We start from the raw sequence: 13,337 nt of genomic DNA on the forward strand, positions 1-13,337 counted from the left end.
TAGAGAGATTGATCACATTGGCAAGGGTCTCAATGCAATAAAATTGCAAAAAAGCGCACTTTTTTAGTTATTCATATCAACACACAGGATTTATACAAATTTATCCACAGCCAACCTACTTTTAGATTAAATATGCAGCAGCGCAGCACTCCCCAGGCCCGTCCACCCAGCTCATCGGCAGAACTCCGAATATAGAAGGCTTATGTCAATCCGGCTTCCTGCACCCAACGGGCGATCAGTTCCCCGGCCGGTAGCTCACGACACCCCGACACATTCTGCCCAGCCCACAGTGGCGAGAAGCCGCGGTCTCCCGCTTTTTCTGCCGCCGCACGCAGCGGCGCCAGGGCGCCACCTGCATGAGGGAAATCGGGCGCCAAGTCTGACAGGGGCCCTAGTTCTTGCATCAGGCGATTGACGATGCCTCTGGCCGGACGGCCGCTGAACAGATTGGTCAGGGCGGTATGATGGCTGTCGGGAGAATGTAGCGCCGCCCGATGCAGCGCCGAGGTGGTGGCCTCCTGGCTGCACAAAAATGCCGTACCCATCTGCACCGCGCTCGCCCCCAGCGCCAGCGCCGCCTGAATGCCTCTACCATCCACGATCCCTCCTGCGGCAATCACCGGCAGATCGACAGCTTCTACTATCTGCGGCAACAGGGTGAAGGTGCCCTGCTGCAAGTCGAGATCGTCGGAGAGGAAATGGCCACGGTGGCCGCCAGCCTCCAGCCCCTGGGCGATGATGGCATCGGCGCCATGGCGGGCCAACCACTGCGCCTCGGCCACTGTGGTGGCGCTGGCCAGTACGCACGCCCCCATGGCTTTCACCTGGGCCAGCAGTTCGGGCTCGGGCAGACCGAAGTGAAAACTGACGACCGCCGGTTTGAACTCTGCAAGCAGGGCTGCATGTTCGGCATTGAAGGGAGCCCGGCTTGGAGCTGCGACTGCCTCCTCTGCACTGATGCCCAATTCGGCGTAGTAAGGTGCCAGAGCCTGCTGCCAGCGCAGCATCTGCTGCGGGTCAGGGTCAGCTTGCCGATGGCAGAAGAAATTGACGTTGAAGGGAGCGTCAGTTGCGGCGCGGATGGCCGTCAGTGCTTTATATAGCTGTTCGGCATTGAGCATGGCGGCTGGCAGAGAGCCCAGCGCGCCGGCATGGCAGGCGGCGATGACCAGGCGGTGATCCTGCACACCCGCCATGGGTGCCTGAATGATGGGGTAACGCAGCCCGAGTTCGACAAACCGGTTCATGGGCGAGCCTCCTCGTTGGCCTGGAGAGGAGTGTCGGCGCTCTGGCGACGAGCCAGCGCAATGGCGCCCTCAATGGCCGCGCGAGCTTGCGGGCTGTTCTGCCAACAGGTCGAGCCCAGCATGCCGGCCACCAGCGTGACGATATGGCCACTATCGGCCTTCGCGAGTTCACTCAAACTGTGATAGCCCAGCTGTTCGAGCCGGCCAATCACGGTAGGCCCGACTCCCTTTACGCTGAGCAGCAGGCCACGTTCCTGCGCCGAAAACTGTTTCATCTCGCCCATGGTTCAGATTCCTTTCCGAAGGTGGTGTGTGCACATCAGGCCCGCGAGGAGCCTGATGTGGGGGTATCAACGAACGCTGCGCAGCAGGAAGTCCGGCTGGCCACAGGAGCGGCGCTCCCGTGTTTGCATCTCGTCCGAGCAGGGAACCGCCTCCGTCCCTTCCTTATTGATGCAGACATAGATCTCCCGCAGGAAACGCCCCCCGTCGGCGCAGGCGATCGTGATGGTGTCCGGCGCCAGCCAGTCGTTGGCCGTGGCCAGATCCGCCTTGAGCTGGAAGCTGCTCTTGCGCAGCGGCACCTCGGGGGACTGATAGGCGGCCGGGATGTTCACCCGCTGGCGCAGATCGCTGGCCAGCTGATGGAACTGCTGCTGGGTGAGACCGGAGCAGGTGCCGTGCTTATCCCACTCATGGCGATAGAGAAAACGGCTGGGATAGATCCCGGGGAAGGCCTCCTCCATCCCGGGATAGAGCTGCTCGCTGGTGCAGTTGCTCGGGTAGCCCCGCTGATATTGCGGCCAGAGCCCGTGCAGCACGAATCCCAGCTGGCGGGAGCACTGCTCCCGATCGGCCGGTTTTACGACGCAATGCTGCGGCGACCAGGAGAGCGCCATGGCGTAATAGTCAAATTCCCCCGCCTCCCCTTTGGCCTGAACGGCAGCGGAAAACAGCAGGCCTCCCATCAGCAACCCAATCATCTTCTTCATTTTGGTGTTATTCCTCGCAGCCACTTGCGCTTGGGGATGCTCCAAATGTCACCCCTGTTGACCCATGCTCCCATATTAAAGCGGCAGGCAACAGCCACCCCGGGCCGGAACGTGACAAGGGTCAGACCAGTGAGGGGTTTCCCAAGGCGATATCGAGGCGTAAGCTGGCCAACCGGTAGACTCCCCGTCCACCAGCTGACAATCCTTCATGGCAACCACAGGATGTAACATGATCCGCAAGAATCCCTCCGGCCACCTGCCGGTCATCGACGAATCTGCCTATATCGACAAGACCGCCATCATCTGCGGCAAGGTGATCATCAAAGAGAATGTGTTCGTCGGCCCCTATGCGGTGATCCGTGCCGACGAGGTGGATGAGAGCGGCGACATGGAGCCCATCATCATCGGCGCCAACTCCAATATTCAGGACGGGGTGGTGATCCACTCCAAATCCGGTGCCGCCGTCACCATAGGCGAATACAGCTCCATCGCCCATCGCTCCATCGTGCATGGCCCCTGCGAGGTGGGTAACCGGGTCTTCATCGGTTTCAATACCGTGCTGTTCAACTGCCATATCGGTGACGGCGCCGTGGTACGTCACAACTCGGTCATTGATGGCTGCGATCTGCCGCCGGAGTTTTATGTCCCCTCCACCACCCGGATCAACCAGCAGAGCGATCTGACCCACATCCCCCGGGTGTCGGTCGATGCCGCCGAATTCTCGGAAGACGTGGCCCACACCAACATCGATCTGGTCAAAGGCTACAAGGCGCTCTCCAACGAGTTCTGAGGCAGGCCAATCCTGCGATGACAAACGGGCGCCGCAGCGCCCGTTGCTATTTATGGTTCGTGCTTATGGTGAACACTTCTTCAGACTGATATGCCAGTTGGACCCGGACTCCACCTGATATTTGGTGGCAAAGCTATCCATGTTGAGGGCCACAGAGACCTGCAACAGGCTGTTGAGGTAAACCAGCGGCTGTCCTTCCGGCACATCGCCAAAGCTGCTGACGTAAGGGGCCTTGCCATCATATTTGACGACATCCCCTTGGCTAATCGCGATGCAGGCGGTGTCTCCCTTGTCGATCCCGGCTTTGGTCAGCAGGGCGTCGTCGATATTGGTCCAGACGTTGCCATATTGCACATCCAGAATGGGGATGGTGCCCTTGAGCGTGCCATCCTTCTCGGCCACCGCCGCTTGATAGGGGATAGTCACTACCTCGGCGGGCAGTTTGGGCCCCACCTGCTCGTAACTGATGGTGCCGGAGGCAAGCCGGGCCCCGGTATAGGCGTAAACATCTCGGCCGTGGAAGGTGTAAGACTTTTCGGACCCCTTGAGACGATTGTGCTTCTCATCGATCTGGCGCACCTGATCGATGCCGAAGTGCTCGGCCACCAGAGTCAGGGTGCCGTTGTCCGGCGAGACGATATAGTGGCCACTCTTGGTCTTGAGCACGACTGACTTGCGATCCGTGCCCACGCCGGGATCCACCACGCTGACAAAAACGGTACCCTTCGGCCAATATTGCAGGGTCTGATAGAGGCGGTAGGAGGCTTCCCAGATGTTGTAAGCCGGGATCTCGTGGGTCAGGTCATAGAGCGGCAGGGTGCGATCCACCCCGAAGGCCACCCCCTTCATGGCCGACACGGCGCCATCCTTGAGACCGAAATCGGTCTGAAACACCAGCGCCTCGTTGGCGGCGGCGACACCGCTGGCCAACATAAAGGCGAGAGCAAGGGCGCGAGGTGCGGTACGAATGTCCATATTGAATCTCCTGAATCTGGTGGAAACGAAGAAAATGGCGACACCATTTGGCCAACCAGACTGTCACCATCGGGATCGTTTGCAAGGAAAAAGCCGTAAAGTGAGTCCTGGCTCGCAGAAAAATTGCTCATCAAACGGCCAGTCGATACCCTCAAGCGACTGACCCCCCCCACATTGTTCATTGCAGAAGGCGTTGCTATGCCCCTATCCACACCCCGCACTGACAGCCTGCTACTGGAGATCGGTGAAAAGAGCAGCCTGGTCCGGCTTGATCTGTGGGACGCCACCCTTGCCCCAATTTCGCTGGCCTTTGGCATTCGCGCCATCCAGCCCGGGCCCTTCAGACATGCCCCGCCCACCCCGCTCGAACTGGAGCGCGCCATCATGGTGGTGGAGGATGAGCTGATGCGCATCGCCCTCCGGATCCCGTCCGGGGTGCCGCTGGCGGTACGCAGCCAGCCTTCACTGACGCCAGTGCTGGGGGCGCACCAACTGAGCCGGGAGCACATCGAGCTGATCTTCGGCCAGTTGGCCGCCATGGCGGAAGGGGATCCCCTCGTTGCCAGCCAGCTGCCACAGGATAGCGATTTTGCTGCAACGCTGCTGATCATCCGGGAGTGGCTGCATCATCTGGCCAGCGACAGCGTCATCCTCATCGAATAACCGATCGCTTCAGCCTGGGGCAAGGATTGACAGTGGATTCTAGCGGGGTGCCGGTGGCATATACTCCAGCCACACGGACTTCATTTCCGATCAGTGCTGTACTTGACTCATCACACTCATTCCCGAGGAGAAGCCCCGGCCATGATCCGGAACCAGGTTCGCTTTCATCATCCCAAACCCGCACTGCTGGGAGTGATCCTGCTTATCCTGACCGGCCTTGGCTGCGTGTTCTACTACACCTATCTGAACATCCGCCACGACATGGACCTCATCACGGCCAAGCAAGACAACGTGTTCGAGGTTTTCTACCAGCGGGCCAAGATCCTCAAGGTGGAAAACATCACCCACTATCTCGAACAGCACCACGCTCTGGAGCAAGGGAACCCCAAGAGTGAAGAGGGCACCAACTACCTCTATGGCTACGATATCGAGAGCAAGGCCCGCTTTGCCGATATCCCGCTGCAATATCCGGCCGCCAATATTCTCAACACCTTCCGCTATGCCCTTTCCTATCCGGAGGTCATCAATATCTACACCATCTGGAATGACTACCGGCTGCTCGGCATGGTGGCCAATGATGATGTGCTGCCGACCAAACTGACGCCCATTGGGTCCAATATGAGGGCGTTTGCGCCCTGGCATCACTATTTTGGCTGCACCGACTTCATCACCAAGCACACGTTGTGCAGCAAGGACGAGGCGTTCGTCTCGGATATCGAGGTTGACAGTTTCACCCTGCGCAACACCATAGTGATGTTCTTCCCCTTCGTGCTGGAGCAGAAGAGAAGCGATGCCAAATATGGGTTGCTCGGGATCGACATCGCCATCGACAAAGCCTTCGAGGATGTGTTGCGCCCGTTCAACGAACTCAACCCGACACGCACCGCGATCTCCTTTGATGCTGCCAAGCCCTGCCCCGCCAGACATATCTGCCTGAGCCAGCCCTTTATGCGCACCAAGGCCGGGACCATTCTCTACCTCAAATGGGCATATTCCTGGCTCGACTTCATCAAGGTGACGCTGCACAGTGCCGCCTTCAAGGTCTATCTGATCCTGTTGCTGCTGATCATGGTCATCGGCAAGCAGCTCTACCAGCGCGTGCGTACCCTGGCCTATACCGATCAGCTGACCCGCTTGCCAAGGCGCGATGTGCTTAACCCGGCACGGTTGCACGAGCACGACTACCTGATGCTGCTGGATATCGATAACTTCAAGTCAATCAATGACATCTATGGCCACAACGCGGGCGATCAAGCGCTGGCCGCCTTCGCCCGCCATCTGAAGGACAATACCCGCAAGATAGATACCGCCATCCGCTGGGGAGGCGAAGAGTTTATCGTGCTGTTCAAGGGGATGGGGGATGACGACATGATGCGCCACTCGGCGGCCCGCTTGCTGGCCAAGCCACTGGCGATCCCTGCCTTGCCGACCTCCATCACCTTCTCGGCCGGCATCATCCGCATTCGCGACTATCTGACGGTCTCGGAGGCCGTACACCTGGCCGACGAGCTGCTCTATCACGTCAAACAGCACGGCAAGCACAATATCGCCTGGTATGAGGGACAGGAGATCCGCCTGATCCGTGAGCCCTCTGCCCAGCCAGCTTCTGCCGATGAGGCGGCTCTGCTACCATCGCGGCCATTGTAATTGGCTTGATCGTGGCCGCTGGCCGCGATAACCCCTATCTGGTGCCCTTATGTCTATTGCTTCTTTTGCCGAACTGGCTCTCTCCCCCCAACTGCTTCAGACCCTGAACGAGCTGGGCTATGCCGCCCCAACCCCTATTCAGGCTCGGGCGATCCCCGCCATTCTGGCGGGACGGGATCTGCTGGCCGGCGCCCAGACCGGTACCGGCAAAACCGCCGCCTTTGTGCTGCCGCTGATTGAACAGCTACAAAAGATGTCGACCGACAAGACGCGCCCGGTGCGTGCCCTGGTGCTGGTGCCGACCCGCGAGTTGGCGGTGCAGGTGCAAGAGAGCGTCGCGCGCTATGCCAAGGGCACAGAGCTCACCAGCACTCTCGTCTACGGCGGAGTCAGCATCGCCGCCCAGGTGGAGGCACTCAAATCGGGCGTGGATATCCTGATCGCCACCCCGGGGCGCTTGCTCGATCACCTGCGCCATAGGGCTGTGAGCCTGGAAGCGGTGGCCCATCTGGTGTTTGACGAGGCCGACAGGATGCTCGACATGGGCTTTATGGACGAAATCAAGGCGCTGTTGAAATTCCTGCCAAAGGATCGCCAGACCCTGCTCTTCTCGGCCACCTGCGATGACAACCTGTTTGCCTTGAGCAAGGTATTGCTGCGCGACCCCGAACTGATTGAAGTGGCATCGCGCAACACCACGGCGGCCGAGGTGGAGCAACGTGTCTATGCGGTGGACAGCGAGCGCAAGGTGGAACTGATCGAACACCTTATCAAGGTGAAGGAGTGGGCGCCGGCGCTGATCTTCAGTCGCACCCGCCAGGGGGCCGACAAGCTGGCCCAGCAGCTTGGCAAGGGGGGCATCAATGCGCTGGCCTTTCACGGGGACTTGTCGCAAAGCGCACGGGAGAAGGTATTGATCGAGTTTCGTGCCGGCACCCTGCAGGCCCTGGTGGCCACCGACGTGGCAGCGCGCGGGCTCGATATCAGCGATCTCAACTATGTGATTAACATGGAGTTTCCCTTTGTGGCCGAGGACTACGTGCACCGCATCGGTCGCACCGGTCGCGCCGGCAACAAGGGACTCGCCATCACACTGTTCAGCCCGGAGGACACGCCACTGCTGGAAAAAGTCGAGGCGGTGCTCGACACCCGTCTGCCCCAGCAGTGGTTCCCGGGCTTTGAGCCGGATCTCACCCGCGAGGCACCGAGCAAGGCGCGCAGCAGCAAAGGGGCCCAGAAGCAGAAGGCCAGACGCCAGGCTCTGGGGGACAATAAAGGCAGCAAAGGACGACGCTAACACCCCGCCTCCATAAAAAAGAACGCCCAATCGGGCGTTTTTGTTACTGGCGCTTTGGCCTCTTGTTCGGGACACCCACTTTTCCGACTATTTGGGACTATTTGGGGACACCCTCCTTTTTACCTCGTCGGCCCCCCCCCCTTTTTTGGGACACCCCTTTTCTACCTATCTCTGTAGTGAAGACCGAGCCAATCGGCTGGTGGTGTGGTTTCAGCAGGATACAGCCGGAATCGTCACCATTTCAGGGCTAGAAATGGAAGGTGCCGACAGAAGAGCCAGATAACGGCCAGCCAATGACGCAGGTGTCACGGGCATACCTAGTGGGTTTGGAGTGAAATCAGTGAGTGGGTTGATGACATCGTCGCTGCCCACAGTGGTGGGCGTAGCGTTCTCGGGCCACACCGTGGCCGATGGCCCGGATGCCGCTTCGTTTGAACAATGTCACCTGCTTGAGCCAGTCGTCACCGTCGAGTTGTAGCCGCTGCAAGATGGGGGAAAGCGCTTCGGGTATATTACCCCGCTTGTCACCCCGGATGGCACGACCGGTCCAGTCGACCAGGATCAGATAGTCGGTGAAGGTGTAGGGGAGTGACCTGGGTTCACCCTTCTGAGCAAACGGGAGCAGCAGGGGCGGCAATTCGGTGGTTTGAGCACGGCCGAGGCGCTGGCTGATGCTGGTGTAGTCACTCTTCTCCGGTGTCTCAGCCAACTTGGCGCGAATAGGATTGAGCTCCACATAGGTCATGCAGGCGAGCAGCGCCGACTCCGTCAGCAAGGCCTGACTCTTGAAGCGCCCCTCCCAGAAGTGCCCCTTGCAGCCATCTTCTTGATTGGCTTGGCGAGCCAACCCCTCGTTGAGCAGACGCACAAACCAGCTGATGGAATAGAGCCGCCCGCGCCACTCCTCTATTAGCCCTTGCACCACAGCCAGCTCCGGCTCAATCAGGACATCCCCCTGATACCAGCGGCGGACCAACAATGGCCACTGAAACAAACCGGCCCATCGCTCGGCCACCTCCCGCTCGCTCCAGCCCTGCGCCTGCTCTGCATCCACTTTCAGCACCAGATGATAGTGGTTGCTCATCACGGCATAGGCGCAGATGCCGATGGCAAAGAGCCGAGACAGCTGACCCAGCCTGTCGACCACCCACTGGCGACGATGCTCGTAGCTCTGGCCAGAGTGGGCATCTTCCCCACACAGGAAAGCCCGCCGCACGCAGCGGCTCACCACGTGGTAGTAGGGCGTATCCTGCAGACTGATTTGACGTGAACAGGCGATGGTCATGGCAAGTCCCCTCTGCGCTTTCGGTTAAGCCAAGCAGAGCCTCACGCGGCTGTCAAAGAGGTGGGTGTCCCAGAATCTTCGGCAGTGAGGCTTCAAGCCAAGCAGACCGCGACGCCCCTGTCAAAAAGATGGGTGTCCCAGAATCGCCCCGTCCCAGAATCGCCCCAGTGTCCCAGAATCACCCCTAATTGATCTGCGTCTAATTTATTGCCAATTAACCTTTCTCACAGCAGACAAATAAGTATGATATCCATTTGATTACTACGCGGCGATTATAATTTTACATTTATTTGCCAATAAATAAGGATTGAACATGAGCACGGCAAGCATTAATGATTTTAAACTTCTAAATATAAAATGCAGTAAGTATTATGAACTTTTTAAAAAATCAAATAATTTATTTTCCGAACCGCCTACTGATAAGTTGAAAGAAAGATTTGGTTTTTATCTCTATATGCTAGAGAACTTATGCAATGACAAAGATATAGATAAATTAAGTGACTATATAACAGATACTGAATATAACTATTTCCTAACTGGTGAACGAATTGATGATTATGGTGTAGATGCCATATACATAGATGAAGAAAATAAGGAAATCTTACTTCTAAACTTTAAGTTTAGAGAAAAATTCAATGCCGACAAAATGCAAAGTCAGAATGATGCATTTATATCCACAAAATTAGTGAATTGCATTCTTACTGAAAGTTCTGAAGGGCTAGAAGGAAAGACAAAAGACTTTGTTAAAACAATCATATCACATCTTAAGGAAAGTGCGAATAAGCAGGTCATTTCTTCCCAAGCTGGCTCGCTGATTAAAATTTCGCGGATCCGGGCCGATTGTTCTCCCGTAAACACCTCGAATTAGCCTATTTAGGCCGTTTTTTTCGCCATTCCTGGCGTTATTTCCGGTTTTTAGTGAGATCTCTCCCACTGACGTATCATCTGGTCCACCCGAAACAGGTTGGCCAGGGTGAATAACATCGCCAGTTGGTTATCGTTTTTCTGTAGCCCCTTGTATCTGGCTTTCACGAAGCCGAACTGCCGCTTGATGATGCGAAACGGGTGCTCCACTTTGGCCCGGATGCGGGCTTTCATGTATTCGATGTTGATGGCCGTTTTGTTCTTGCGTGGATGCTGTTTCAAGGTTCTTACCTTGCCGGGGCGCTCGGCGATCAGCCAGTCCACATCCACCTCGGCCAGCTCCTCGCGCTGTGGCGCCCCTTGGTAGCCGGCATCGGCTGAGACAAATTGCTCCTCTCCATGCAGCAGATTACCCAGCTGATTGAGGTCATGCTCGTTGGCCGCGGTGGTGACTAGGCTGTGGGTCAGGCCACTCTTGGCATCGACACCAATGTGGGCCTTCATGCCAAAGTGCCACTGATTGCCTTTCTTGGTCTGATGCATCTCCGGATCGCGTTGCTGCTCTTTGTTCTTGGTCGAGCTGGGTGCCTCAATGATGGTGGCATCGACCAAGGTGCCTTGAGTCATCATGACGCCTGCTTCGGCCAGCCAGCGATTGATGGTCTTGAACAATTGGCGGGCCAGTTGATGCTGCTCCAGCAGGTGGCGGAAATTCATGATGGTGGTGCGGTCCGGCAAGGCGCTATCCAGGGATAACCGGGCAAACAGACGCATGGAGGCGATTTCGTACAGAGCATCTTCCATCGCGCCATCGCTCAGGTTGTACCAATGCTGCATGCAGTGAATGCGTAGCATGGTTTCCAGCGGATAAGGTCGCCGGCCATTACCAGCCTTGGGGTAAAACGGCTCGATGACTTCCACCATGTTTTGCCATGGCAGAATCTGCTCCATGCGGGACAAGAAAATCTCTTTTCTGGTCTGACGGCGCTTACTGCTGAATTCACTGTCGGCGAAGGTGAGTTGATGACTCATGATGGCCCTCGGAAATGCGGCTCCGGATGAACATTATGATCTCATATCACAGACTTGTTCGCACCTTCCTTAATGGTAAAGAGGTGTGGAAGCTTTCATTGTATATGATAAGTAATGAAGCAGTGCCGATTGATGTAAATGAAATGTCGATAAAGCAGCTGATAGATTTCTATGACATGGAGGTGATTTCTTTATGCCTTCCAGATATCAAAAATATGATGTCTATAAGACCAGCACCTATTTCTGCAGAAATGATTATTGATCAGGATGCACTGATGTCATATTCAGAAAGTTCAATATCTACGTCTAAATCATACATCGTAAGAATGTGTGCCTCTGACATTATTAGAATTACATCAAAGAATTCGGATCTAAGACTTAACTACAATTTAGAAGATCTAAATCTACTCGCAAGAGAAAAATTGGAATACGGAGTTCTCTTTGATAACGTCCGAGGATTTGTCCAACGGTCTAAGGAAAGTGCGAATAAGCAGGTCATTTCTTCCCAAGCTGGCTCGCTGATTAAAATTTCGCGGATCCGGGCCGATTGTTCTCCCGTAAACACCTCGAATTAGCCTATTTAGGCCGTTTTTTTCGCCATTCCTGGCGTTATTTCCGGTTTTTAGTGAGATCTCTCCCACTGACGTATCATCTGGTCCACCCGAAACAGGTTGGCCAGGGTGAATAACATCGCCAGTTGGTTATCGTTTTTCTGTAGCCCCTTGTATCTGGCTTTCACGAAGCCGAACTGCCGCTTGATGATGCGAAACGGGTGCTCCACTTTGGCCCGGATGCGGGCTTTCATGTATTCGATGTTGATGGCCGTTTTGTTCTTGCGTGGATGCTGTTTCAAGGTTCTTACCTTGCCGGGGCGCTCGGCGATCAGCCAGTCCACATCCACCTCGGCCAGCTCCTCGCGCTGTGGCGCCCCTTGGTAGCCGGCATCGGCTGAGACAAATTGCTCCTCTCCATGCAGCAGATTACCCAGCTGATTGAGGTCATGCTCGTTGGCCGCGGTGGTGACTAGGCTGTGGGTCAGGCCACTCTTGGCATCGACACCAATGTGGGCCTTCATGCCAAAGTGCCACTGATTGCCTTTCTTGGTCTGATGCATCTCCGGATCGCGTTGCTGCTCTTTGTTCTTGGTCGAGCTGGGTGCCTCAATGATGGTGGCATCGACCAAGGTGCCTTGAGTCATCATGACGCCTGCTTCGGCCAGCCAGCGATTGATGGTCTTGAACAATTGGCGGGCCAGTTGATGCTGCTCCAGCAGGTGGCGGAAATTCATGATGGTGGTGCGGTCCGGCAAGGCGCTATCCAGGGATAACCGGGCAAACAGACGCATGGAGGCGATTTCGTACAGAGCATCTTCCATCGCGCCATCGCTCAGGTTGTACCAATGCTGCATGCAGTGAATGCGTAGCATGGTTTCCAGCGGATAAGGTCGCCGGCCATTACCAGCCTTGGGGTAAAACGGCTCGATGACTTCCACCATGTTTTGCCATGGCAGAATCTGCTCCATGCGGGACAAGAAAATCTCTTTTCTGGTCTGACGGCGCTTACTGCTGAATTCACTGTCGGCGAAGGTGAGTTGATGACTCATGATGGCCCTCGGAAATGCGGCTCCGGATGAACATTATGATCTCATATCACAGACTTGTTCGCACCTTCCCTAAATATAATGCAGCAATAGCAAAAACACTTAAAGATGAGCCTTCCAAGTTCTTTATGTACAACAATGGAATGACCATAGTTGCTAGAACCATAAAGGCAGAAGAAGTAAATGGTAGGAAAAAGGTTCGAATAAACATAGATGATTTCCAAGTATTGAATGGAGGGCAAACATTAAGAACCCTTCATAACTTTAATGCTTTGGATGAAAGAAATATTACTGATTACCTTTCTCGAAGTGAGGTTTTAGTCAGAATTTTCAATGCTTCAGATAGCGAAGCAGTCAATAAAATTGCAGAATACACAAATAGCCAAAACTCAATATCAAACATAGACCTTAAATCACTTAGTACGCTACAAATACAAATAGAGCAACTGCTTGAGGCTCATGACATAATTTATTCTAGAAAAAATGGCGATACTGGTATGGACAACAATAAAAACTACCAGTACAAAATCAGCATGGAGTTGTTTGGACAAATTCTATTTGCAATTCAAGGACACCCAGACAAATCGTCCAACCAAAAGCAACATATTTTCGGAAAGTATTATGATGATGTATTCTCCGAGGAGAAATTTAACATATCAGAAGCACCAAATATAATCAGAAACTATTTCGCTGTAAAAGCAGAGTATAATTCAGCCAATAACAGCATACAGAAAATTGAACAAAAAGTTTTTTATGTAATGTACATGAAGGCAAGTCGGCCAGATATGCAATATTCAGACTGTATCAGATTATTAGAAGATGCACTGCTTAGTTTTGAGACTGACAATACCATGACAGACTCAAGAAAATTGATTCATGCCAGATTTAAAGAGCATTTGAACTCTCAATTAGATATCTGATAATAATGCTCTGTAACGTTTACCT

The 13,337-nt window shown here is 54.9% G+C and carries 14 protein-coding genes; 7 read left to right on the forward strand and 7 right to left on the reverse strand.

Going from position 1 to position 13,337, the window contains the following annotated elements; translation table 11 throughout:
- Nucleotides 1-200 precede the first annotated feature (200 nt).
- The 3 genes from MRK42_RS17215 to MRK42_RS17225 form a co-directional block, all read right to left on the reverse strand.
- Nucleotides 201-1,247 (reverse strand): nitronate monooxygenase, encoded by a 1,047-nt coding sequence (locus MRK42_RS17215; protein ID WP_354688366.1) that lies wholly within the window; start codon nt 1,245-1,247, stop codon nt 201-203.
- Nucleotides 1,244-1,531, reverse strand: coding sequence for a hypothetical protein (locus tag MRK42_RS17220; RefSeq protein ID WP_061476321.1), 288 nt, complete (start codon nt 1,529-1,531; stop codon nt 1,244-1,246). The genes MRK42_RS17215 and MRK42_RS17220 overlap by 4 nt, the downstream gene beginning before the upstream one ends.
- A 66-nt stretch (nt 1,532-1,597) precedes the next feature.
- Nucleotides 1,598-2,239, reverse strand: a complete 642-nt coding sequence (locus MRK42_RS17225; RefSeq protein WP_223378963.1) for a ribonuclease — start codon at nt 2,237-2,239, stop codon at nt 1,598-1,600.
- 229 nt (nt 2,240-2,468) lie between these two features.
- Between MRK42_RS17225 and MRK42_RS17230 the strand changes: the two genes are divergently transcribed.
- Nucleotides 2,469-3,029 carry a carbonate dehydratase gene (locus tag MRK42_RS17230; RefSeq protein WP_026457421.1) on the forward strand — a complete coding sequence of 187 codons (561 nt, stop codon included), beginning with the start codon at nt 2,469-2,471 and terminating at the stop codon, nt 3,027-3,029.
- Between the two features lie 63 nt (nt 3,030-3,092).
- Here MRK42_RS17230 and MRK42_RS17235 read toward each other — a convergent pair whose 3' ends face one another.
- On the reverse strand, nt 3,093-4,004 hold the full coding sequence (locus tag MRK42_RS17235) for an S-adenosyl-l-methionine hydroxide adenosyltransferase family protein (RefSeq protein WP_225634135.1): 912 nt from the start codon (nt 4,002-4,004) through the stop codon (nt 3,093-3,095).
- 198 nt (nt 4,005-4,202) lie between these two features.
- Between MRK42_RS17235 and MRK42_RS17240 the strand changes: the two genes are divergently transcribed.
- From MRK42_RS17240 to MRK42_RS17250, 3 genes are all read left to right on the forward strand, one after another.
- The gene (locus MRK42_RS17240) at nt 4,203-4,667 is read left to right on the forward strand and encodes a hypothetical protein (protein WP_354688367.1); all 465 of its coding nucleotides are present in this window, start codon (nt 4,203-4,205) and stop codon (nt 4,665-4,667) included.
- Between the two features lie 141 nt (nt 4,668-4,808).
- Nucleotides 4,809-6,314 (forward strand): GGDEF domain-containing protein, encoded by a 1,506-nt coding sequence (locus MRK42_RS17245; RefSeq protein ID WP_354688368.1) that lies wholly within the window; start codon nt 4,809-4,811, stop codon nt 6,312-6,314.
- Nucleotides 6,315-6,363: 49 nt separating this feature from the next.
- On the forward strand, nt 6,364-7,611 hold the full coding sequence (locus tag MRK42_RS17250; RefSeq protein WP_354688369.1) for a DEAD/DEAH box helicase: 1,248 nt from the start codon (nt 6,364-6,366) through the stop codon (nt 7,609-7,611).
- A gap of 337 nt (nt 7,612-7,948) precedes the next feature.
- Here the strand turns inward: MRK42_RS17250 and MRK42_RS17255 are convergent, their stop codons facing one another.
- The gene (locus MRK42_RS17255; protein WP_354688370.1) at nt 7,949-8,896 is read right to left on the reverse strand and encodes an alpha-amylase family glycosyl hydrolase; all 948 of its coding nucleotides are present in this window, start codon (nt 8,894-8,896) and stop codon (nt 7,949-7,951) included.
- A 313-nt stretch (nt 8,897-9,209) separates the two neighbouring features.
- Between MRK42_RS17255 and MRK42_RS17260 the strand changes: the two genes are divergently transcribed.
- On the forward strand, nt 9,210-9,764 hold the full coding sequence (locus MRK42_RS17260) for a hypothetical protein (protein WP_354688371.1): 555 nt from the start codon (nt 9,210-9,212) through the stop codon (nt 9,762-9,764).
- A gap of 47 nt (nt 9,765-9,811) precedes the next feature.
- Here MRK42_RS17260 and MRK42_RS17265 read toward each other — a convergent pair whose 3' ends face one another.
- Complete coding sequence (locus MRK42_RS17265; protein ID WP_279458731.1) at nt 9,812-10,792, reverse strand: IS5-like element IS5 family transposase; 981 nt, start codon at nt 10,790-10,792, stop codon at nt 9,812-9,814.
- Between the two features lie 26 nt (nt 10,793-10,818).
- On the opposite strand from MRK42_RS17265, the gene MRK42_RS17270 reads away from it, so the two are divergent.
- Nucleotides 10,819-11,367 carry a hypothetical protein gene (locus MRK42_RS17270; RefSeq protein WP_354688372.1) on the forward strand — a complete coding sequence of 183 codons (549 nt, stop codon included), beginning with the start codon at nt 10,819-10,821 and terminating at the stop codon, nt 11,365-11,367.
- Between the two features lie 47 nt (nt 11,368-11,414).
- Here the strand turns inward: MRK42_RS17270 and MRK42_RS17275 are convergent, their stop codons facing one another.
- Complete coding sequence (locus MRK42_RS17275; RefSeq protein WP_279458731.1) at nt 11,415-12,395, reverse strand: IS5-like element IS5 family transposase; 981 nt, start codon at nt 12,393-12,395, stop codon at nt 11,415-11,417.
- Nucleotides 12,396-12,421: 26 nt separating this feature from the next.
- Between MRK42_RS17275 and MRK42_RS17280 the strand changes: the two genes are divergently transcribed.
- A complete protein-coding gene (locus MRK42_RS17280) occupies nt 12,422-13,312 on the forward strand; it encodes an AIPR family protein (protein ID WP_354688373.1) in 891 nt (296 codons plus the stop codon).
- Nucleotides 13,313-13,337: the final 25 nt, after the last annotated feature.

The organism is Aeromonas sp. 19NY04SH05-1 (assembly GCF_040581895.1).
GTDB classification, from domain to species: domain Bacteria; phylum Pseudomonadota; class Gammaproteobacteria; order Enterobacterales; family Aeromonadaceae; genus Aeromonas; species Aeromonas enteropelogenes.

Excerpts from the sequence above, each read along its gene's own strand:
- MRK42_RS17250 (WP_354688369.1), top strand. The coding sequence starts at position 6,364 with ATGTCTATTGCTTCTTTTGCCGAACTGGCTCTCTCCCCCCAACTGCTT.
- MRK42_RS17280 (WP_354688373.1), top strand. The coding sequence starts at position 12,422 with ATGAACATTATGATCTCATATCACAGACTTGTTCGCACCTTCCCTAAA.
- MRK42_RS17255 (WP_354688370.1), bottom strand. The coding sequence starts at position 8,896 with ATGACCATCGCCTGTTCACGTCAAATCAGTCTGCAGGATACGCCCTAC.
- MRK42_RS17270 (WP_354688372.1), top strand. The coding sequence starts at position 10,819 with ATGAACATTATGATCTCATATCACAGACTTGTTCGCACCTTCCTTAAT.
- MRK42_RS17260 (WP_354688371.1), top strand. The coding sequence starts at position 9,210 with ATGAGCACGGCAAGCATTAATGATTTTAAACTTCTAAATATAAAATGC.
- MRK42_RS17265 (WP_279458731.1), bottom strand. The coding sequence starts at position 10,792 with ATGAGTCATCAACTCACCTTCGCCGACAGTGAATTCAGCAGTAAGCGC.
- MRK42_RS17230 (WP_026457421.1), top strand. The coding sequence starts at position 2,469 with ATGATCCGCAAGAATCCCTCCGGCCACCTGCCGGTCATCGACGAATCT.
- MRK42_RS17245 (WP_354688368.1), top strand. The coding sequence starts at position 4,809 with ATGATCCGGAACCAGGTTCGCTTTCATCATCCCAAACCCGCACTGCTG.
- MRK42_RS17235 (WP_225634135.1), bottom strand. The coding sequence starts at position 4,004 with ATGGACATTCGTACCGCACCTCGCGCCCTTGCTCTCGCCTTTATGTTG.
- MRK42_RS17220 (WP_061476321.1), bottom strand. The coding sequence starts at position 1,531 with ATGGGCGAGATGAAACAGTTTTCGGCGCAGGAACGTGGCCTGCTGCTC.
- MRK42_RS17225 (WP_223378963.1), bottom strand. The coding sequence starts at position 2,239 with ATGAAGAAGATGATTGGGTTGCTGATGGGAGGCCTGCTGTTTTCCGCT.
- MRK42_RS17240 (WP_354688367.1), top strand. The coding sequence starts at position 4,203 with ATGCCCCTATCCACACCCCGCACTGACAGCCTGCTACTGGAGATCGGT.
- MRK42_RS17215 (WP_354688366.1), bottom strand. The coding sequence starts at position 1,247 with ATGAACCGGTTTGTCGAACTCGGGCTGCGTTACCCCATCATTCAGGCA.
- MRK42_RS17275 (WP_279458731.1), bottom strand. The coding sequence starts at position 12,395 with ATGAGTCATCAACTCACCTTCGCCGACAGTGAATTCAGCAGTAAGCGC.